This is a genomic window from Flavicella sp. IMCC45537, assembly GCF_057197705.1.
Genome location: NZ_CM170067.1, coordinates 910771 through 932785, shown reverse-complemented (window position 1 = coordinate 932785; position 22015 = coordinate 910771). Strand labels below are relative to the sequence as shown.

The 22015-nt window shown below is 33.3% G+C and carries 23 protein-coding genes; 7 read left to right on the top strand and 16 right to left on the bottom strand.

The genetic code is table 11. The annotated features are described in order from the left end of the window. Window positions 1-12 precede the first annotated feature (12 nt). From arsC to prfB, 3 genes are read right to left on the bottom strand one after another with little or no spacing between them, the layout of a single operon-like run. Window positions 13-357, bottom strand: coding sequence for an arsenate reductase (glutaredoxin) (gene arsC, locus AC2DGP_RS04365; RefSeq protein ID WP_484491802.1), 345 nt, complete (start codon window positions 355-357; stop codon window positions 13-15). Between the two features lie 41 nt (window positions 358-398). After that, a complete protein-coding gene (locus AC2DGP_RS04360; RefSeq protein ID WP_484491801.1) occupies window positions 399-1019 on the bottom strand; it encodes an HAD family hydrolase in 621 nt (206 codons plus the stop codon). A gap of 5 nt (window positions 1020-1024) precedes the next feature. Then, a complete protein-coding gene (gene prfB, locus AC2DGP_RS04355; protein WP_484491800.1) occupies window positions 1025-2131 on the bottom strand; it encodes a peptide chain release factor 2 in 1107 nt (368 codons plus the stop codon). Window positions 2132-2289: 158 nt separating this feature from the next. On the opposite strand from prfB, the gene msrA reads away from it, so the two are divergent. Then, window positions 2290-2823, top strand: a complete 534-nt coding sequence (gene msrA, locus AC2DGP_RS04350; RefSeq protein WP_484491799.1) for a peptide-methionine (S)-S-oxide reductase MsrA — start codon at window positions 2290-2292, stop codon at window positions 2821-2823. 32 nt (window positions 2824-2855) lie between these two features. Here the strand turns inward: msrA and AC2DGP_RS04345 are convergent, their stop codons facing one another. From AC2DGP_RS04345 to argS, 4 genes are all read right to left on the bottom strand, one after another. Then, window positions 2856-5342 (bottom strand): TonB-dependent receptor, encoded by a 2487-nt coding sequence (locus AC2DGP_RS04345; RefSeq protein ID WP_484491798.1) that lies wholly within the window; start codon window positions 5340-5342, stop codon window positions 2856-2858. Between the two features lie 214 nt (window positions 5343-5556). After that, a complete protein-coding gene (lpdA, locus tag AC2DGP_RS04340; RefSeq protein WP_484491797.1) occupies window positions 5557-6945 on the bottom strand; it encodes a dihydrolipoyl dehydrogenase in 1389 nt (462 codons plus the stop codon). 274 nt (window positions 6946-7219) lie between these two features. Then, on the bottom strand, window positions 7220-7846 hold the full coding sequence (locus AC2DGP_RS04335) for a hypothetical protein (RefSeq protein ID WP_484491796.1): 627 nt from the start codon (window positions 7844-7846) through the stop codon (window positions 7220-7222). 8 nt (window positions 7847-7854) lie between these two features. Then, on the bottom strand, window positions 7855-9648 hold the full coding sequence (gene argS, locus AC2DGP_RS04330) for an arginine--tRNA ligase (RefSeq protein ID WP_484491795.1): 1794 nt from the start codon (window positions 9646-9648) through the stop codon (window positions 7855-7857). A 164-nt stretch (window positions 9649-9812) separates the two neighbouring features. On the opposite strand from argS, the gene AC2DGP_RS04325 reads away from it, so the two are divergent. The 5 genes from AC2DGP_RS04325 (at window position 9813) to AC2DGP_RS04305 (ending at window position 11678) form a co-directional block, all read left to right on the top strand. Beyond that, window positions 9813-10343, top strand: a complete 531-nt coding sequence (locus tag AC2DGP_RS04325) for a YkgJ family cysteine cluster protein (protein WP_484492482.1) — start codon at window positions 9813-9815, stop codon at window positions 10341-10343. A gap of 6 nt (window positions 10344-10349) precedes the next feature. Continuing rightward, entirely contained in the window at window positions 10350-10706 is a 357-nt protein-coding gene (locus AC2DGP_RS04320) for a hypothetical protein (RefSeq protein WP_484491794.1), read from the top strand. Window positions 10707-10768: 62 nt separating this feature from the next. Continuing rightward, window positions 10769-11020 carry a YtxH domain-containing protein gene (locus AC2DGP_RS04315; RefSeq protein WP_484491793.1) on the top strand — a complete coding sequence of 84 codons (252 nt, stop codon included), beginning with the start codon at window positions 10769-10771 and terminating at the stop codon, window positions 11018-11020. 14 nt (window positions 11021-11034) lie between these two features. Next, window positions 11035-11346, top strand: coding sequence for a phage holin family protein (locus tag AC2DGP_RS04310; protein ID WP_484491792.1), 312 nt, complete (start codon window positions 11035-11037; stop codon window positions 11344-11346). A gap of 11 nt (window positions 11347-11357) precedes the next feature. Further along, entirely contained in the window at window positions 11358-11678 is a 321-nt protein-coding gene (locus AC2DGP_RS04305; protein WP_484491791.1) for a hypothetical protein, read from the top strand. A gap of 28 nt (window positions 11679-11706) precedes the next feature. On the opposite strand, the gene AC2DGP_RS04300 is transcribed toward AC2DGP_RS04305, so the two are convergent. The 8 genes from AC2DGP_RS04300 to AC2DGP_RS04265 form a co-directional block, all read right to left on the bottom strand. Continuing rightward, complete coding sequence (locus tag AC2DGP_RS04300; protein WP_484491790.1) at window positions 11707-12417, bottom strand: hypothetical protein; 711 nt, start codon at window positions 12415-12417, stop codon at window positions 11707-11709. Window positions 12418-12439: 22 nt separating this feature from the next. Next, window positions 12440-13681, bottom strand: coding sequence for a carbohydrate porin (locus AC2DGP_RS04295; protein ID WP_484491789.1), 1242 nt, complete (start codon window positions 13679-13681; stop codon window positions 12440-12442). 10 nt (window positions 13682-13691) lie between these two features. Beyond that, window positions 13692-14519 (bottom strand): hypothetical protein, encoded by an 828-nt coding sequence (locus tag AC2DGP_RS04290; RefSeq protein ID WP_484491788.1) that lies wholly within the window; start codon window positions 14517-14519, stop codon window positions 13692-13694. 95 nt (window positions 14520-14614) lie between these two features. Next, a complete protein-coding gene (locus AC2DGP_RS04285) occupies window positions 14615-15766 on the bottom strand; it encodes a DcaP family trimeric outer membrane transporter (RefSeq protein WP_484491787.1) in 1152 nt (383 codons plus the stop codon). A gap of 83 nt (window positions 15767-15849) precedes the next feature. After that, on the bottom strand, window positions 15850-17256 hold the full coding sequence (locus AC2DGP_RS04280; protein WP_484491786.1) for a metal-dependent hydrolase family protein: 1407 nt from the start codon (window positions 17254-17256) through the stop codon (window positions 15850-15852). A gap of 44 nt (window positions 17257-17300) precedes the next feature. Then, on the bottom strand, window positions 17301-18320 hold the full coding sequence (locus AC2DGP_RS04275; protein WP_484491785.1) for a hypothetical protein: 1020 nt from the start codon (window positions 18318-18320) through the stop codon (window positions 17301-17303). 119 nt (window positions 18321-18439) lie between these two features. Continuing rightward, window positions 18440-19408: a sodium-dependent bicarbonate transport family permease gene (locus AC2DGP_RS04270; protein WP_484491784.1), complete on the bottom strand. Its 969-nt coding sequence runs from the start codon at window positions 19406-19408 to the stop codon at window positions 18440-18442. 18 nt (window positions 19409-19426) lie between these two features. Beyond that, a complete protein-coding gene (locus AC2DGP_RS04265; protein WP_484491783.1) occupies window positions 19427-19720 on the bottom strand; it encodes a hypothetical protein in 294 nt (97 codons plus the stop codon). Between the two features lie 92 nt (window positions 19721-19812). Between AC2DGP_RS04265 and AC2DGP_RS04260 the strand changes: the two genes are divergently transcribed. Next, window positions 19813-20739 (top strand): LysR family transcriptional regulator, encoded by a 927-nt coding sequence (locus AC2DGP_RS04260; RefSeq protein WP_484491782.1) that lies wholly within the window; start codon window positions 19813-19815, stop codon window positions 20737-20739. A 9-nt stretch (window positions 20740-20748) separates the two neighbouring features. Here AC2DGP_RS04260 and AC2DGP_RS04255 read toward each other — a convergent pair whose 3' ends face one another. Then, entirely contained in the window at window positions 20749-21903 is a 1155-nt protein-coding gene (locus AC2DGP_RS04255) for an exo-beta-N-acetylmuramidase NamZ family protein (protein WP_484491781.1), read from the bottom strand. Window positions 21904-22015: the final 112 nt, after the last annotated feature.

Here is a 22015-nt window from a genome sequence, read left to right as displayed (position 1 = left end):
ATTTTTGTAATTTTATTGAATCAAATCTATGATAAGTTCCGTTGGTCTGCCAACTACGGCTTTGCCGTCTTTTACTACTATAGGTCTTTCAATAAGTTTAGGGTTTTCTATCATTGCCTGTATAATGTCGTCGTCAGATAACTCTTTTCCTTTATAGTTTTCTTTCCATATTTTTTCGGTTTTTCTAACTAATTGAATAGGAGAGAAGCCTAATAAGTTTAAAATTTCTTTTAGTTCCTTTTTATCAATGGGAGTGTCTAAATATTTGATGATATTAAAATCAACTTTAGCCTCTTCTAAAGCAGCTACACCTTGACGGCTTTTGGTACATCTTGGGTTGTGGTATATTTTTATCATGTTTTTAGTTTTTTAGAGTAAAATGTGTTGAAAGCTATTTATTAGTAATTAACTCCAATCGATTTTAGATCTTGCGCTAATTGTTCGGGTGATTTAAAATGAATTCCGTGTAATCCTAGTTTGATAGCTGTATCTATATTGGCTTTGCTATCATCAATAAATACGGCAGTTTTCGGATTGATCTTGTACTTTTGGAAAAGATGATGATAAATATTATCAAAAGGTTTTCTCATTTTTACTTCGCCAGAAACAACCATTCCTTGAAAACTATTTAAAAAAGGAAATAGTTTCACTGCCGTTGGCCAAGTTTCGGTACTAAAGTTTGTGAGCGCATAATACTTATAATTATCAGATCTTTTGATTGCCTCAAATATTTCTAAGGTTCCGGCTATTGGACCTTTACACATGGTTTCCCATTGTCTGTAATAGGCCTTTATTTCTTTTTCATATTCAGGAAACTCAGCGATTTTTATTTGATTTGCAGCTTCAATAGTTCGTCCAGCATCTTGCTCAATATTCCATTCGGGGGTACAAACATGTTTTAAAAACCAGTCCATTTTTTTAGGATTGTTTTTAAAGATGTTTTTATATAAATATTCAGGATTGTGATCAATCAGAACTCCACCTAAATCAAAAATAATGGTATCTATATTTGCCGTCATATAACTTATAGTTCGTTGCTTTCTTCTTGTCCAGAATTCAACATCAGATATGCCTTTAAGAATTCATCAATTTCACCATTCATCACGGCATCTACATTTCCTGTTTCATGAGCAGTTCTCACATCTTTTACCATTTTGTATGGGTGCATAACATAATTTCTAATTTGGCTACCCCATTCAATTTTCATCTTTCCAGCCTCAATATCATTACGTGCTTCTTGTTGTTTTCGTAGTTCAATTTCGTATAATTGAGATTTAAGCATTTGCATAGCTCTATCTCTATTTTCATGTTGAGAACGTGTTTCAGAACAAGAGATTTGAATTCCTGATGGTTTATGTGTAAGCTGTACTTTGGTTTCTACCTTATTTACATTTTGACCACCTGCTCCACTAGACCTAGCGGTAGTGATGTTGATATCAGCAGGGTTGATTACAATTTCTATAGAATCATCTACCAATGGATATACATAAACAGAGGCAAAGCTAGTATGTCTTTTGGCATTGCTATCAAAAGGGGAGATTCGTACCAATCGATGCACTCCGTTTTCTCCTTTAAGATACCCAAATGCAAAATCACCCTCTATTTCTAATGTAACTGTTTTTATTCCTGCTGCTTCTCCTTCTTGGTAGTTTAATTCTTTAAGCTTAAAACCTTGTTTTTGAGCCCACATCATATACATACGCATCAGCATCTGTGCCCAATCACAGCTTTCAGTTCCACCTGCGCCCGCAGTAATTTGTAAAACAGCACTTAGTTGATCTCCTTTTTCAGAAAGCATATTTCTGAATTCTACATCTTCTAAAAGCGTTTTCAGCTTTTCCGTTAATTCTTCAACCTCTTCTTCGGTAGCTTCTCCCTCCTTAAAAAACTCTAACAGTACAGAAAGGTCATCTTCAAGAGTTCTAAGTTGATTATAATCTTCTACCCATTTTTTTAAGGATCTTAGGTTTTTTAAAACAACTTCCGCTTCTTTAGGGTTGTTCCAAAATTCAGGATTAGCGCTTTTTTCTTCTTCATTTTTGATAAGAATAATTTTCCTATCAATTTCTAAATAGCCTTTTAAATTTTGTATTCTTGTAGTGTATTTTTGGAATTGCTCAGTTGTAATCATAGAAACAAAAATAACAATTATCTTTAGCAGACAGGTGAACGAAACTTGTTTTTTGTAATAAAATTAAGAATTAAAAATATCTTGAAACTACAGTTGTAATTAAATTAAATTTTAACCGACTGAGGGGTCAATTTAAAGTAGGAATAAAATAGGTTATTATGAATTTGGAAATAGCAACATTAGGAAATGGATGTTTTTGGTGTACAGAGGCAGTATTTAAAAGATTGAAAGGTGTCCATAATGTATTACCTGGATTTAGTGGAGGTACGATAAAAAATCCTGCCTATAGAGAGGTTATTACGGGTAGGACAGGGCACGCGGAAGTTCTACAAATAACATATGACCCAACTCAAATTTCATTTGAAAAATTAGTGTCAGTTTTTTTTGCAACTCATGACCCGACAACATTAAATAGACAAGGAAATGATGTAGGTACTCAATATAGGTCTGCCATTTTTTACCATGACGATATTCAAAAAGCTACAGCTGAAAAAATCATGGATACTTTGCAACGTCAAAGTGTATTTGAAAGTCCTATTGTAACAGAGTTGACTAGGTTTGATGCCTTTTATGTGGCTGAAAGTTATCACCATGATTATTTTGAAGGTCACCAAGAAGAACCTTATTGCAAACTTGTGATCAATCCCAAATTGAATAAATTTTTAAAGCAATTCTCGGCAGATTTGAAATAAAAAAAATCCTCTTCAAACGAAGAGGATTTTTTTTATTTTACAGTGAAAGTACTTATGTTAGAAAATGGTGTTCCTGTGTCTGAAATTCCTTGGATATCTATCACAAAATCTCCACGCGTATCACAACTAAAAAAGGATATTTCTGCTTTTTTATCAGGGAGTATCCTAATATAAGGTTCCCAATGCAATGTAGTTCTTAGATCTACCTTACCCATCTCTTCAAAACCATTGATGTGGTCAGGTGCGTAGAATTTTCTGGTGGTGTAATAACCTTCTGCTTGGAAATCAATTATTCCTGGTTTTCTTTTGATATTTCTGCTTGAAATATTGCTACCAATCTTGGAATACATGGCAATGACTCCATTTGCAGCATTTGAATATACTGCAGCATCAGCTCCCGTAAGAACATCAATAAAATCAATATCTGAACCATATAATGATTCAACAAATGTAGAGTCAATAGGCATTCCGTCTAAATAAAATGCAGGACTACCACCACCTCGAATACTAACACTTGTACCGGCTACACTTACACCAGCCAACCCCTGTAAAAGATCAAATATAGTGTAGGTTTCAGCTCCAATGATGTCTTCAGGTACAACTCTTTTTTCTGAGTAACCATGTAAGGTTCTATTGTCAAATTCTTCGTTTCTTATTTCTTCTTCTGTTTTTCTTTGTCCTACAACCACAACTTCATCTAATAACTGCATTTGTTGCTCGTATTCTAGGTTTACTTGCTCTATGTATTTAGAAATTTTTAAATACGCTTCCAATTGATCTTCATCAGAAATATTTGATTGAACAATTTGTTGTCTTTCTATTTCAGGCTTTTCTGGTTCATTGTTGTCTAATAAAATAACAACGTTTCTATTTCGATATCTTTCTGATTTAAAACTATAAAGCCTTGCTTCAATAAGCGTTGGTATTGTGTCAAAGAAGATGAAAGGACCATATGAAAAATTTCCTAATGAGTCAGATTGCTGAGGCTCTTGATGAAAGGTTTTTCCCATAAAAGTGATTCTAGTTTCCATACTTTTAAAATCATATGGTTTTTTCAAAGCTTTGGTTCTCCCTTTGATATAAATTCCCTTTTCTAACGGATATTGTCTTTCTTTCTTTGTACTGTTTAACAAACTTTGCCAAGTGAATCGTCTCCATCCATGAGTCATCATCGTAAGGTCAAGTAAATACCTTCTTTTTGGATCATTCGGTTTTTCGAAGAAATAACCAGGGTTTTCTACAGTACCTCTAAGATCTGAATTAAGTAATAAATAGGTTTTAATATTCTCAGCAAAATTATTTTGAGGTACCGCTTGCATATCCCTAACAGCCATAGATAAAGAACTTGGAGCAACGTTACCATCAATGTCTTTTGTGTCAATTGTAAGCGTTATTTTCTCTCGAATTCCTAATTTATTTTTATCCGGTGTTACGCTAACAGATATATTGTTATTTGCGTTTTCAACAAACATCAATCTTTCTGCTAAAGGATTTCCATCTGCATTAAAAATAGTTATATGAACAATTCCATCGTCCATACTTTTAGTTGGAAAATTTAGTTTATAACTATCAACATCACCAGATTCTATTTTGCTATAAAGGTGTTTTCCCCTTTGATGCGCAACAAGAAATGTCTCTTTAAGCCCTCCTTCTATATTTGAAGCAACATTAATAGAAATATTTGTTCCGTTATTCACGGCACTGATGATACATCCTGATGGCAAAGCCTTTGGTAAAGGATAAGTTTCTTCAGATCCATTCACATCTACAATGGCAGTATATGATTTTCCTGCCTCTGGCGTTATGATAAACAATCCTAAACCAAATTTAACAGTGCTAAAAGAAAAAACTTCATTCCCGTCATTGTCAACGATTGTTCCTTTGACAATTTGATTTTTAAAAATTGGGTCTGTAACTTTAATTGCTACTTTATTACTTAGACCTTCAACAAGGTAACCACCCTCTGGGTAAAAATTTAATTCTGGCCTTGGGATTTTATAGACGGTTTCCTTTTCTTCTTTTTCAGTAGCATTTTCTTCTATGGACGTTGTATTCGTTAGGCTATCGTTTTCCGAGGTTGCCAAAACAGTAATTTCCTTTTGAAAGAAATCTTTGGCATCCATATTTCTCATTTCATTGGTATAAGCACGCAATAAATATTTACCAGGTTTCCATTTTTTTGAAATTTTAAAATCTCCTGCACCAGTAACGCGAGCGACAAATATATTTTTCGAATCCATGATACTGTCGTTGCTGTCAATTAAATCGACATGCATTACCATGCTTTTGTTACTTTTTAAATGACTGATACCATTTACCAAATATCCAGTAAACCATATAGATTCATCTAAAGAATAATAAGGTTTGTCTGTATGGAGATAAATTTTTTCAGGGAAATTTTTTGTGTCATACTCTTTAAGTTTGGACACAATTAAGTCATTTAAAACTTCTTTGTTAGCAACTGTAAAGGATACTAAACAAAGGAGCAATAAAAGGACTGGGTATGCTGTTTTTTTCATAGAGGTTTATATCTGGTTTGGTTAAGACTCAAAATCTTACCTATGGTTTAATTAGTGAACATGAATTATATCAAAAATTTTGCCGTTTTTAATAAGTGCTGTAAAATAGTCTATTTATTTGTTTTATTTGTTTGAAATATAATTTATTGAGTAGGATATATAACAAAAAAGCCGATACGTAAGTATCGGCTTTTTTTAATATTTGTGAGAATTCTTATAAGTGAATTACTTCATCATATGCATCTGCTACAGCTTCCATAACCGCTTCACTCATAGTAGGGTGAGGGTGAACTGTTTTTAGTACTTCATGTCCAGTAGTTTCTAACTTACGACCAAGAACTGCTTCTGCAATCATGTCTGTAACACCAGCTCCAATCATATGGCATCCTAGCCATTCTCCGTACTTAGCATCAAAAATAACTTTTACAAATCCATCTTTGTTACCAGCAGCACTTGCTTTACCAGATGCTGAGAATGGGAATTTTCCTACTTTGATTTCGTATCCTGCTTCCTTTGCTTTTGCTTCTGTTAAACCAACAGATGCAATTTCAGGAGATGCATACGTACAACCAGGAATATTTCCATAGTCGATAGCTTCTGTATGTAACCCGGCAATTTTTTCAACACAAGTAATTCCTTCTGCAGAAGCAACGTGTGCTAAAGCTTGTCCAGGAACAACGTCTCCAATTGCATAGTATCCAGGAATGTTTGTTTGATAGAAATCGTTCACTAAGATTTTATCTCTGTCTACTACAATACCAACATCCTCTAATCCAATATTTTCAATATTAGATTTGATTCCTACTGCAGATAATAAAATATCAGCTTCTAATTTTTCTTCTCCTTTTTTTGTTTTTACCGTAGCAACAACTCCTTCACCAGATGTATCAACAGATTCTACAGAAGAATTTGTCATTACTTTGATTCCAGATTTCTTTAAAGATCTTTCAAACTGCTTAGAAACATCCGCATCTTCTACAGGCACTACATTAGGCATAAATTCAACAATAGTTACTTCAGTTCCCATTGAGTTGTAAAAGTGTGCAAATTCAACACCAATAGCTCCAGAACCAACAACAATCATTTTTTTAGGTTGCTTAGGTAAAGTCATTGCTTGGCGGTATCCGATTACTTTTTTACCATCTTGAGGTAAATTTGGTAATTCACGTGACCTTGCTCCAGTTGCAATAATGATATGATCACCACTGTATTCAGTAACCGTACCATCTTCTGTAGTAACGTCTACTTTTTTACCAGTCTTGATTTTTCCAAAACCTTTGATTACATCAATTTTATTTTTCTTCATTAAGAAGTTAACTCCTTTACTCATTCCATCAGCAACTCCACGACTTCTTTTGATAACCGCTTCAAAGTCTTTATCGATCGCTTCTGCTTTCAGACCATAGTCATCAACATGCTTTAAGTAATCATATACTTGAGCACTTTTTAATAATGCTTTAGTTGGGATACATCCCCAGTTCAAACAAATTCCACCTATTTCAGCTTTTTCTACTACAGCAGTTTTAAATCCTAACTGAGAAGCTCTAATCGCAGTTACATAACCACCAGGTCCACTTCCAATAACTATTACGTCGTATTTCATTGTATATGATTTTTTGTTTTCTAACTTTTTCAAAATCTATGTTTTTTGATATCAAACATAGATGCCAAATTAAAGGCACGCAAATTTAATGAATCTATATTTATTTTTACAATTCCTCTACTTATTTATGAAAAATGTAAAATAATATCACAGTATTAATTTTATGATAAAAAAGAACGCTTTTTTCTTATAGGTATATTGATTCTAGTGTTTCAAAGTAGGTTTTTTGTAAAAAACACCACTAGAAAAAGTAAGAGATTTTCTTAGTAAAAGGTTAAATCTGATCTGAATCTGTAGGTATGTTATTAAAAACAACATCGTTAATATTCCTTTTTTTGCAAATTTTAAAAAGGAGTAAGTTGATACAAATATGTAGTAATGGAAGTACCAAAAAGGCTAGAAATGGAACCCCAAAAAGTTGGTAGGGTACATAGTAAGTCCATACCCCCAAGGCAATGGTAATCATTTCACCAAAGGCTGGGAATACACAAGCGATAAACCCGATGATAAACAACTTGTTTTTTAATGATTTATCTGAAAGTGTTTCAATGAGTTTCTTTTCAATTTTATAAATAAATGGAAAGGAGAGTAGCCATGCAAATGGTAGCCAATAAGGTAATTTGGGTGTAATATTATGGTATTCCCAAAGATTGAAACTGACTCCAATGTATTCTACAATCAAACCGCTAATAGCAGTGAATAGCATTCCTATAGGTAAAATCCAATTTTTCACACCATTTTTAAAAGATAGGGTATAAGTAACTTGTATGGTTCTAGCCGCTAATAGTAAGGCTAACACAATATGGTGCTTATGTAAAACTCCTAAAACCACCCCAGCGATAGTTATTTTTAGGGTTGCTTTTAGGAGCTCTATAAAGAATGTTTTTTTATCAGAAATCATGGAATCGATTACATGCGTTCAGGAACATCAATTCCAAGTAATTCAAAAGCCGATTTGATAACCTCTCCAACTTTTTTTGATAATTGTGTTCTGAAGATTTTTAAATCTTCGTCCTCACAACCTAGTATATAGGAGCTTTGATAGAAAGAATTGTATTCTTTCACTAAATCATATGTGTAATTTGCAATCAAAGCAGGACTTTGATTTTTTGAGGCTAATTGAACCGTTTCTGGAAACAATTGAAGCTGTTTGATTACAGCACGTTCTTTTTCGCTAATTGAAATTGAATTGATAGGAGTGGAGTATTCAAAAGTAGCCTTTCTTAAAATAGACTGAATTCTGGCATAAGTATATTGAATAAATGGTCCTGTGTTTCCGTTAAAGTCAATGGACTCTTTAGGGTCAAATAAAATTCTTTTTTTAGGATCTACTTTTAAAATATAATATTTTAGGGCACCCATCCCAATTATCTTATATAACTCTTCTTTTTCTTCATCAGAATAGCCATCTAACTTCCCTAATTCTTGAGAAATTTCTCGAGCTGTATTTGTCATTTCCTGCATAAGATCATCTGCATCTACAACAGTACCTTCTCTAGATTTCATTTTTCCAGAAGGTAAATCTACCATACCATACGATAGGTGAAACATATTATCTGCCCATGAAAATCCAAGTTTTTTAAGAATTAAGAATAATACTTTAAAATGATAATCTTGTTCATTTCCAACTGTATAGGTTAAAGAATCAATGTCATAATCTTTAAAACGTTCAATAGCAGTACCAATATCTTGTGTGATATAAACTGAAGTTCCATCAGATCTTTGAACAATCTTTCTGTCCAATCCTTCTTCAGTCAAATCAATCCAAACAGAGCCGTCAGCATCTTGCTCAAATATTCCTTTTTTCAAACCTTCGGCAACAACATCTTTTCCTAAAATATAAGTATCGCTTTCATAATAGTTTTTGTCGAAAGCTACCCCAAGGTTTTTGTAAGAAATATCAAATCCGTCATATACCCATTGGTTCATTTTTTTCCAAAGTTCGATCACAGCTTCATCACCAGACTCCCATTTTAAAAGTATTTCTTGCGCTTCTATTAAAAGAGGAGCTTGTTTTTTAGCTTCCTCTTCAGTAACACCACTTGCAATAAGTTCATTGATTTCTTTTTTGTACTCTTGATCAAATTTCACATAGTAGTTACCTACTAATTTATCACCTTTTATACCAGTGTTTTCAGGATTCTCTTTTTTACCATCATTCCCATTGGGAGCAAATTTTTCCCAGGCAAGCATACTTTTACAAATATGAATTCCTCGGTCATTGATAATTTGCGTTTTAAAGACTTTTTTACCTGCCCCTGCAATAATGTTTGATACAGAGAAACCTAATAAATTATTTCTAACATGGCCTAAATGCAAAGGTTTATTTGTGTTAGGAGATGAGTATTCTACCATGACAGCCTTATCCTCCTTGTTAGGAGTAACAATTCCAAAATTTTCTGTTGGGAAAAATGAAGCGAAACTGTCAATAAAATAATTTTCAGAAATAACAAGGTTTAAGAATCCTTTAACCACATTAAAATCTTCAACAAGAGCTATGTTTTCTTTTAGGTAAGTTCCTATTTGTTCACCGATAACTGCAGGATTTCCTTTAATTGTTCTTAACAAAGCAAAGATAACTATGGTGATATCACCTTCGAAATCTTTTTTCGTAGCTTGAAATTCTACATTTTCTATTTCTTTATCAAAAATTTTAGCCGCAGCTTCCTTTACGGCAATTGTTAAAGTGTTTTGGATACTCATTTATCTTGAAATTTTGAGCTGCAAATTTAACAATAATTAGATGGCTCTAAATAATTATTCAGTAAAAATATTCGGTTCGAGGATACAAGTATTCAAAAAGGGTTTTTTACTGCGGCAATAAGCTTATATTTGCTGTCTAATTAAAGCGAATTGTTATGGCAAATATGGAAGCTAGACTAGCAACTTTACACAAAGATGCTAAAGATGTTGAAAAAGACACATTAAAATATTTTCAACGTTTAAAAAAGCGTACTCCAAAAACATTGGATTTAACAATGCGTGATTTGCATGATAAGGAGTTTGAGAAAACGGATTGTATGACATGTGCAAATTGTTGTAAAACTTCAAGTCCAATTTTTACAGAAAAAGACATTCAAAGAATTTCTAAGCATTTTAAGATGAAAGAATTCAAATTTATAGAGCAGTTTCTAGAGCGTGATTCAGATGATTTTTACGTGCTGCAACAGGTGCCTTGTCATTTTTTAGATGAAAATGATAACAGCTGTATGATCTATGATGTTCGTCCAAAAGCTTGTAGTGAGTATCCACACACAAATCGCAAAAAATTTATTCAAATAACGGATTTAACCGTCAAGAATGCTGAAATATGTCCTGCCACTTTTAATATAATTGAAAATCTTAAAAAAGCCATCCCGTTAGGAGGAAAGGCAAGTCCGGAGTCTAAGTTTAAATAGTTTGTTATGTCGCAAGAATTAATAAAACGATCCGGTTTTTCTTTTTATGCATTTGGTGATGCCTCTTCTGAAAAAGATTTTTTTGCTAAAAATTTTGTTTTTTTTGCAAAAGGAAAATCTGCCTATTTTAGTTTTGATTTGATGAAAAAGCTGGATTATTTTTTCTTCCTAACCGATAAAGAAGATTATGATACGTATGTATTTGAAGAGTCTTTTGTGATAAAAAAAATAATTTCTATTCTAGAAAAAGGAGAAGAATATGATCATTTTAAACTTCAAATAAAAACGGATACCGTTTTTGAATTGAACCTAAGTAATATAAAGGTTCAACATAATGCAATCGTTTTTCAGTCTTTTCAATAAAGTTGATTCTTTTATTTGTTTTTTTCTCAGTATTTTTGAAAGTATATAAAAAATGAGATGCTATGAGTACAACTTCAAAATGGATTGCAGGTTTAATGGTTGGACTGTTCGTTGGAGCAGTCGCAGGAGTCCTATTAGCACCAAGTTCGGGTGATGAAACACGTGAAGAATTATTAGGTAAAATAGATTTGCTTAAAGAAAAAATAAATGAACTTATTGAAAAAGGTGGTGAGTTTACTACTGAAAAAGTTGCCTTGTTAAAAGATAAAATAAGCGCTTTAGAAAAGGAGATTGAAGGACAAGAAATAGTCTAAAAGAACTTGATTAAATGAAGGAAGAAATTACTAAATATATAGAACTTAAATTAAAGTTATTCAAATTTGAAGCCACCGAAAAGGTAGCTGATATCAGGGCGAAATTATTTTTTGATATCGTGTTTATTTTTTTATTCTTCTGTTTTTTGCTGTTTTTAGGGTTTACCATGGCGTTATTGCTCAATGCGGCATTTGATAGTACTTATTTAGGATTTGTAGCCTTTACCTCGTTGTTATTAGTAACAATGTTGTTTTTAATATGGAAACGAAAAAAAATAATTCGTAAAATATTTACGAATTACCTTGATAGAAATATACCCTCTTAAATTGTTTTGATATGAAAAAATCAAATTTTCACTTGCAAAAAGAAATATTAAAGACAGAGATATCTCTTCAAGAAAAAATATTGGAGCAAAAATTTCAAACTACTGTAAATCCTCAGAATTTAGTTTTGAAAATTTTACCAGACATTGCGAAGCGGTTTTTAAAGTTTGAAGGGAAACAGCTTTCATCTTCGTTTGCAGAAAAAGTAAATGAGGTTTTAATAAATGTACTGACAGAGTCTCAAAAAATTATTGGTGGTGTTTCTCATCTTGTAACAATTATAAAAGAGCTCAAACAAATATTTAAAACAAAAAAAGCATCTAAATTAAGTTAGATGCTTTTTTTGTTTTATAGGGTTTGGGTTAGAAGTTGATGTATTTAGCAGGGATGTATTTGTATTTTTTACCCGCTCTAATAATGAGTGAAATCATTGGAGTAAAAGAATAAGCCCAGCCAGCATCACCACCAAGATTAGCGGTTCCGAATAATGGGGCTATAGCAACTGTATGTTGTTTGTCGAAAATATAGGTAAATACAGGTCCACCTCTTACAAATTCTATACCTGTAAAATCTTCACTCCATCTATAAAAAGGTCCAACCAATCCACTTACAATAAATTTTTCACTTACAATTTTGTTATAGGTGATTACATACCTGAAACCGTGTCTTAAGTTTCCTTTGGTATCAATATCCATTTGGTATTTTATTTGGTTTACAAACTGGCCTTTTAATACATTTTTATCATTGGTGAAATTAAATTTTCTTACACCTCCTAATCCGAATCTAAAATCTTGTCTATCCGTTTTAACACTTGCTCTAAAATCAGGTGCTATCTCCCATTTTGCGTTAGGGGAGTAGGTTAAAACACCTTCATAGTACCATTCTTTTAAGGCACTCATATTTTCATTAACACGCCATTGTAATTCATGAGAATGTTGAAAATCATTTTGACCACCAAAAACAATTTTATTCCCCACAAGTAGCCAATTATCCCATCGATTAATGTCGTCTTGAGCTTGTGCAAAAAAAGAAGTAAATAAGAAAGCAAGAATTACTAATCGGGTTGTTTTCATAAATCTAGATTATTTCAATTGATTATAGGGCTATTCTTCCTCTAATACCGGCAATAAAAATGTTGTTTGTGTTCGGATTTAAAGCAGGGTTTACCAAATATTGAAGGTCGGGTGATAATGCAAATCTGTTTGAGAAATTTATTTTATAAAAGATTTCTGCCGTAATTTGATTGTCTAAATCAGGTCCAAAAGAAGTTTCGTTAACTTCACCCCAACCTAAAGATACTCCTAATAAACTCCCCTGTTCTGTAGTTTGATAAGCGAAGCCACCAACCAATGATTTTTGCAATAGAGTTCCTCCGTCTTTAGCATAGCCCCCTCTTAAAAAAGGATGCAGTCCATTTTTGAAATAATGAGTTGCAGAGAAAGCGAGTCCCCAACCCGGTAGTGATGCAGTTACAGGACTACCATCAGAATGCCAATACGTAAGATGTATATTATCAAGAAAGAAACGGTCTTTTCCGGTGGTGTATCCAAATTCTACACTTTTAAAATAGTTGTTGTTTGAAAAAAATGAATTGAAATTATCCCATGGTTTCGTCGGGTCCGACCCAGCATCACTGATGCTCGCGATTCCATAAATATTGTCTGTTATATACATCGCAACAGCCGCACCTAATGCAGCATCATTGGGAATATATACAGCTTCTGATCCGGTACTAAATTGGAAGTTCATAAAACCAGTCCAAGGACTAGCATATGCATAAACGTCTACATAATCTGTGGCATCCAAGAGTCCGGCTACAAAGGATATTCTTCCATCCATTAACCGTTGTCTCCAATAAAAGTTGGTCATTCTAAAGCCATCTTCGTTAAAAGCGGGTACCTGCATTCCAACATAACCCATTTCAAATCCGAAATTCTTTGGGGTTATCGCTGTGTATTTATGTCGGTGCTCTATTTTGTAAACCAGCGCTCCGTTGTTTTTAGAACCTCGGTTCACAAGTTCCCATGAACCATATAATCTTACCATTCCAGCTGCGGAAGATTGATCTCCCAAACTCTCTGAGGCTCCAAAGTAGACAGAGGAATAATCAACTCCAAAATCAAAACCTGACTTTTCTTTTAATTTACCTTTAGCATCAAAATAAGATTTCATAAAGTCGAATTCGAATATAGAAGATTTATCCTGAGCTAGTTGGTTGTCAACTTGATCTTTACTACCTAATTTGTAGTCCTCATCTTTTTTAGTGTTTTCAGATTGTGCATAAAGAGCTCCTAAGTTCAGAAGCATTAAGGTGTATAAGGTGTATTTTTTTATCATAGTTTATGGTTTACCAAGGAAGATTAATTACAGGAGTTATTTGAAAGAATATGCCCCAACTAGGTCCAATAGCTTCGGGTCTTGTAACATAATATTGAGCTTGGAGTGTGAATTTAAGAGGTGTTTTTCCTATCAATTGAGTTTTTGCGAAACCTAGATTTAGCGGAATTGAAAAATCTATGTCGCTAGCAGTTATGTAATTAGCAGTAGGGATGGGGCTACCTCCAATTTGCCAACCATTTCCTACAGGAAACCAATAAAATAGCTGTGCAGTCCCGGTATTAACTTTATTGTTGTTTTCATTGTGTCCAGAAATTCCCCACCAATGCTGCCATAAAACCCCAAGGACTCCCCATTTTTTTACAACCCCTACTAAAGCAACGGGTCCGATCTGGAATTGATTTTTCCCTAATGAAGTCTCGCTTGCTGTGGGAAAGAACATCGTAGGACCTGCACCCCAGATAAAACCTTTTTCATTCATTGTTCCATACATTGCCATTAATCCAATATCTCCCAATCCTCTTTCTGTAGACCATGTCCCTGCTTGGTTAACAGGAGCTGCGGCTACAGGTAAACTAGGTCGAATACTGATACTTCCTTTTTTTAGTTTAACAGGGATTGTAGGCATGAAAACTAGTGCTGAAGTATGTTGATTTGAAGCTCCTGAAATGGAACCATCCCATCCTGTGTAGGTTCCTTGGAATGTTAGACTTGCTAATGTTCCTACAGGATTTGACAGTTCTTGGGCTATTTCATCGGCAGATTTTTCAGTGGCTTTTTGAGCATTAATTTGAAAGAGTGCGATAATTGTTCCAATGGTTAGTAATTTTCTTTTCATACTAGTTTATCAAATTAAAAAAGATCAAATCTTAAAATCATTAATCTAGGATTAGTAAATATTAATAATAATGGATATTTAGACAGTAAACTGATTTATTTTGCTTTATAATTGAAAGAGTATTTTGCTGAAAATTGCAATCTGTAAAAACCATCACCTGATCCATCTTCTAGTCCACGATAGGCATACATGGTTTCAATTCCAAAAAGTAAATTTTTATCAGGTTGGTAAATAATATTTGCCGATCCGCTCCATGCATTTTTATTTGCGTTTTGCTTTGTGATATTCTTTGGGTTTTCAGCATTTAAAAATGAATAATTAACACTAGAACGCCATTTATGGTTCCAATGATGCAGATAAGATACGAAACCATTTGTAGATTTGATAGCTTTCAAATCTCCTTGATCATTCACAATAGAACTGTTTAGAAAAGCTAAAGCAAGATAACGACCTAAACCATTTCCATAAGTACCTTGAATTCTAAGATCGTCGCTTTTACCGATATTAAACTTTGCACCACCCGTGATCCCATAGGCATTAAAACTTTTACGATTTTCATTAATGTCGTAGTATCTTGGGTTTCTATAGATAGCTGAAACCCCTGCAGTACCCCAATTCCCATTAAAATTTCTTCGTAGGATAATGTCGGGTATTCCACCTGAAGAAATTACAAATGGTCCGCCATCGTTTGGAGTAACGGTAGATTCTGGTACCTCTAAAGAAAACTGCCAGTGTTTCGTGGAATAACGAATTTGAGGCTGTCTATTGAACACAATTCCTTCAGCAGCTCCAGAAAAATCGAGATCATCAGGGATGATAACAATCATAAATGTTGACCAGGTTTGGCCAAAAAGCCATTTTTCATAATTGATATAAAAATGTCTGATTCTTGGATTGTATGAGTTACTAACTCTAGCATCTCCTGCCGCTGAAAGTAAAAAATCCATTTCAAAATAAGCTTCAATTTTTTTGTTGTTTTGCAATATTTGATCAAAATCTAAATAAAATCTTGATTCTTTAATATGCATATGTGTATCGTATGTCTGTTTACCACCAACCGGAATAGCACTTGGCAAATGAATATCTCTTAGTGGACTTTCAGGATCGGTAAGTTCTCCTCCCTCAAATACGGTGATCATAGCATCCATTTTAGCAAAGCCTCCTATCGAAAAATTTGTTTTTTGTTGCTTAGGAGCTTGGGAAAAGATAGCTGTCGGTAAAAGAAATAATAAGAATATTTTTTTCATTGCAATAGGGTTAGAGAAAACAAAAAACAATCTAGCATCCTTAAAGATAGTAGATTGTTTTTGGTTTTTGTGAAAAGTGAAGATTATTTACCTAAAGTATTTTTGTAAATAATCCCATCTTTCATAATTATTTTCATTGTTTTGATACCTTTTCTTACAGGAGCATCAAACCATTTTTCATTTCCTCCGATTACTGAAATATCTTCCAAAGGATTTCCGTCTACTAAAAGTAAATCTGCGTAAGCACCTTCTTCAACAACTCCTAGTTTTCCATCTGGGTATGGATCCATAAACTCACCTGAAAGTTTTACAATTTCTCCATTTACAGAGGTAAGCGCTTTTAAGTAATAATGGTTTCCGAAGTAATGGGCACCTAAATATATTTGATGGTCATTTTGTTTGTTACAAGCATCTGGCATACCTACACAATCTCCCTGATATCCTAATTTTGGACGATGTTTTTTAACATTTTCAATATATCCTTTAAAGGCTTCTTGAGCAGAATTAGCTTTTCTTGCAGAAGCTTTACTTGCAGAGATAGCAGAAACTTGTGATAAAGCAGGAGAGAAAGCTTGCATATTAGTTGTCATATAAGCACCTTTTTTCTTCATTAATTTAGCAACATCACCATCAAACATAAAACAGTGCTCAATTGTTTTTACACCATTTTCTAAGCAACGCATGATTGATTTTTTACTATAAGCATGTGACATTACATAGGTACCATAGGCATCTGCTACTTCCACAGCTGCTCTAATTTCTTCAGGGCCGTACGCATCTAACTGCCAAGGGTCAAATTGTGATACTACACCGCCACTAGACATAATTTTTATTTGAGAAGCACCTTGCATAAAGTTTTGACGAGCCGCTGCTTTAATTTGATCAATCCCATCTGCAGTAATGGTCATTCCTAATTTACCTCCGCTAGATTGAATCCCGTTAAAGGTTTCATTTGGTGTATTGAAATTTCTAAAATCAGCATGAGAACCGGTTGGTCCAATGAAACCACCAGAAGGATAAATTCTAGGTCCTAAAACCAAGCCAGCATCAACAGTTTTTTTTAGTCCAGCACCCATTCCACCAGCATCTCTCCAAGTTGTAAAACCAGAAAGTAAAGCATTTTTAGCGTTTACAGTAGAGCGTACGGCTAGTTCTTCCCAATTTCTACTATTCTCAATGTCACTTATAGAATGGCCGTTCATTTGTAAATGACCATGTCCTTCGATCAATCCGGGCATTAAGGTCATTCCTTTTCCATCAATAACTTTAGTGCCTTTTGGAGCAGCAATATCTGCAGCTATTGTTTTAATTAGATTGTTTTCAATTAAAACAGACATTCCAGAAGTCAGTGTTTCTGAAGTTCCATCAAAAATTTGAATATTATTAAATAAGATATACTTGTTTTTTTCTTTTTGTTTTTTTTGCGCCGAAAGTGTAAATACACTTAACACCAGGGCAATATATAGCGACAGTAGTGATTTTTGTTTCATAGAAGTATCATTAAGTTTTATAAAATAAAAATAGAAAAAAATTATTACAATCCAAACCTGTAATTAAGGGAGAGCATGAGTTGTTGTTTTGATTTTAAAAATCCATATTCTCCTCTAAATTGCCACTTGTCGTTGTGCTGATAATTGAAGCCCAATAGCATGTTCCATTCATATTCCAATCGTTTGTTGAATTTGTAATATACATTTTGATCCACAACCCCACGAACCAAATTATAGGTTGCTTCTGCTCTAATTTTTTCGGCTAAAGTCAGATCACCCCAATAATCGCCGTTACCATTAGGAACATCACCATTTTTAAAACTATTCCAATGATTGTCTAAGTTTTGCTTGTCTTCTTCTGTGATTCCAAGTGCTTCATCAAAGGCAATATTACCAGAAGTTTGGCTGTCTAATTTTTGAAACTGTGCACCTCCCCAAATTGCCCAAAAACGTCCTTTGGTGGGGGTCATGATTCTTTTGATAACTCTCATACCACTTACATTTACCAAAACCGGTTTGTCAAGTCTAGCATTGGTAGTCCAAGACCATGAGTAATCTGCAGCAATGTTAATAGGTCCGACTGGAGCAACGGCAAGTAAATTTAAACCATAATATTTTCCACGTATATCAGTAGTACTTTTTATCAAGTCGCTACCTACCACACTGAATGTAATGTCTTGTTCTCCCCAAACTTCTCCATAATATCCACCCACTGAAAAAAATGGAAGAATCCAAGTGTCTAAGCGAGCATTGACAGTATTTATTCTACCTTCAGAAGGGCCAAAATCTAGAATTCCATCAAGAGCGAAATAATTTGTAGGTGGTGTTTGATCATCACTAATAGCCATTTCAAAATTATCAATCACAATACCTTGTTTGTTAAACAGGGTTCCGAGCATCACACCAAATGGTTTTTGTAATTCATATCCTTTAGCATAGGCTTTTTTTCCTAAAATAGGTAACACATAAGGATATTCTTTACCTATTTGAGTAGAGTCTATGGTTTGTGATTGAGAGGTAAAAGTAAAAAAGATACATATAAATATAAAGTATGTTTTATGCATAATTTAGGTTGTAAATGTTGGCTTTATGTATAGTGTTGATAAAATAAAAATAAGACAAAAATGGTAAATAAAAAAGACTACAATTATTGCAGTCTTTTTTATTTAATATTTATTAATTTTTAAGGAGTGATATTTTGCACTATAGCCAAATAAAGTGGCATCCCAATGGTTATATTTACAGGGAAAGTAACCGCTAAGGCCATTGGTAAATATAAACCTGGGTTTGCTTTTGGTACTGCCATTTTCATTGCTGCAGGTACAGCTATATAAGAAGCACTTGCGGCTAGAATAGCAAAAATAAATCTATTAGAAATGTCATCTGTAATGTAACCACTAAGGATTCCGAAGATGCTACCATTGATTAGGGGTATTAATATGGCAAAAATAAATGGATATATTCCCTTAGCGATTAATGCATTTAATTTACGACCACTAACAATTCCCATATCTAATAAAAATATGGCTAGGAAGCCTTTAAATAAATCATCTGTAAATGGTTTTATATCATTGGCTTGTTCTGCACTAGCAAGGTAGCCAATCACTAAACTTCCCATAATTAATAGTACACTTCCGTTGGTGAGGGAGTGTTTCAAGGCATCTTTTTTGTTGATTTTGTCGTCATTGTTTTTATTGTATAATGATATTAGTATCAAACCGGCAATAATAGCGGGACTCTCCATAATAGCCATAATCGCAACCATATGACCATCCATATGTAAACCTTGCGCTTCTAAATATGAGATAGCCGTAACAAAAGTTACTGCACTTACAGAGCCATAGGCAGCAGCAATTGCCCCTGCGTTTTGAATAGTGAATTTCTTTTTTAAAATAAAAAACGTGTAAATGGGTATGGCTACAGCAATAAAGATTCCAAATAGCATGGAATATATAATCTCACTATTAAATTCTTCATGAGAAAGCTCTTGCCCTCCTTTAAAACCTATGGCAAATAAAAGGTAAAGAGAGATGAATTTTGAGGAATTGGGGGGGATTTCTAGATCACTCTTCAAGCAAACAGCTAGGATACCTAGAATAAAAAATAATAAAGCAGGGTTGGTTAAATTACTGATAAGTAGATCAATGTTCATTTTTTGTTATTTGATGATTTATATTGATTTGTGATAAAAATTTTTTGATACTTCTGAATTTTTTACATCTATAATAGACGACGACAATTCAGTGATAATAAGTTCCAATAAAACGTTTTTAGGAGTTTTCTTGATTTCATTAAGAACTTTTTTCTCTTGAAGAATTTTTTTACGAATTTCATTGGTGTCGGTATCTTGAGATTCACATTTTTTTAAAAGTTCTAAGTTGAGGGTATTCAACTTTTTTTGGATGATTTTTTTTAATTTTTCATTTGATAAAGACATCGAATTAGTGGAGTTTTGAATATTCATTTTGTTCTTATTAAAATTAGACATTGCAAAAGTAATTGCTCATAGTCATAAATTTTTATTTATGTTTGTAATGAATTGTATTAAAATATTTTATGAATTATACTTTGAATCAATTGCAAATCTTCTTGAAAATAGTTGAAACGCATAGTATCACTAAAGCTTCAGAGGAGTTGTATTTAACACAACCTGCAGTTTCTATTCAGTTAAAAAATTTTCAATTACAGTTTGATATTCCACTGACAGAAGTGATTGGTAGAAAAATTTATATTACTGAATTCGGTAAAGAAATTGCTGTTTTAGCACGTGAAATTATTGATGGAGTGGAGCAGATAAAAGCAAGAAATTTAGCATTTCAAGGCAAGGTTTACGGAAAATTAACCTTATCCATTGTGTCTACGGCCAAATATGTAATGCCCTATTTTTTGAGTAAATTTATCAGAATGTACCCTGAGGTAGAATTAGAAATGAATGTAACTAACAAATCTAGTGTTGTTAAAGATTTGGAGAATAATCTAGTTGATTTTTCCTTAGTTTCTGTGATGCCGGATACTATAAATTTAGGTAGTTATGAGCTTTTAGCAAACAGGTTGTATTTGGTAATTAAATCAGATGTTGATATTCCAAAAGGTGAATCTGCTAAGCAAATTTTAGAAAATTTTCCTCTTGTTTATAGAGAGTTAGGATCTGCGACTCGTTTTTCTATGGAGAATTTTATTAAAAAAGAAAATGTATCCAATATTAAAAAGATTGAATTGACTTCAAATGAAGCTGTTAAGCAAGCAGTTTTAGCAGGGATGGGTTGCTCCATTATGCCGCTAATTGGTCTAAAGAATGAAATTTTAAATGGGAGTTTGAAAATTATTCCGTTAAAAAACTTACCCATTGAAACGCAATGGTCCCTTGTGTGGCCAAGCGGAAAAAAAAGAACCCCTGTAGTAGAAAAATATTTTGAATTTTTAGATACCTATAAACAAGAGATTATCGAGGAATACTTTTCATGGCACGATAGTTATCTCTAATTTTCAGGTTTATGGGTAAAGTAAATACTTGGCTCTTTTTACTTTAAATTTTATAAGATCGTTTTGCCATGATTGCTCTATTTCTTCTGCCGTTTTATTATTTTCTAGCTGCTCTTGTAATTTTTTATTCCCAGCGTGAATGGTAAATGTTTTGCCAAAAAAATCTTTTTTGTTTGGGTATTTCTTGTAAGCATTCATTAGAAAAGAGATATCTACTTTAGAGCGTTTTTTTGTTTTTGATAAATCGTAACCGTAACATTTTTTATTTTGATCTTTTGGGTATTTACTACCAAAATTAGCAACAGGAAAATATGCAAATAACGTATTTGGAAATTTTGAAGATCCATAACGTTGGAATTGATATTCGGTTCCTCGACCTGCATTGATAGGAGTTCCTTCAAAAAAACCTAAGCTAGGGTATAGGTTGATTGATTTTGAGTTGGGGAGATTAGGTGAGGGCCTTATTGGTAAATCATATTCTTTCTGATGGTTATATTTTTTTAAAGGGACTATAGTTAAATCACATTGAATTTTGTTTTTCAACCATTGTTCTCCATTGATCATTTTAGCATATTCTCCGATAGTCATTCCATATACCAAAGGAACTGCATGCATGCCAACAAAACTTTTATATTGAAGGTCTAACGTTGGGCCATCTATGTAGTGCGCATTTGGATTGGGCCTGTCTAGTACTATTACAGGAATATTGTTTTCCGCGGAGGCCTCCATGACATAGTGCAAAGTTGAGATATAGGTATAAAAACGTACCCCAACGTCTTGGATGTCAAATACAACGATGTCAATGTTTTTTAGCTGCTCTTTAGTTGGTTTTTTATTTTTTCCATACAGAGATATAATTGGTAAGCCAGTTTTTGTGTCTATTCCATTTGCAACATGTTCGGCGGCATCTGCTTTTCCTCTAAACCCGTGTTCTGGAGAAAACACCTTGATAATTGAAACATCATGAGAAACCAAAGAATCCACAAGATGAGTATACCTATTTCTAGAGGTTTTGTGGAAAATCACTGAGGTTTGATTTGCTACAATGGCAATTTTTTTATCAGCTAGTAATGGTAGGTAGTTTTTTGTCTGGTTGGCTCCTACAGAAATCTGTTGTTGTGATTGACATGAAAATTGTAATCCTGTGAAAACGAAAACAAGCATAAAATTAAGGAGCTTAATTTTGTCATGTATGAAGCCATTAAAATCTTTTTGCTTTGTAGGATTTGCAAAGGAATTATATGTATTTTTGAATCTCAACATTGATACGAATAAA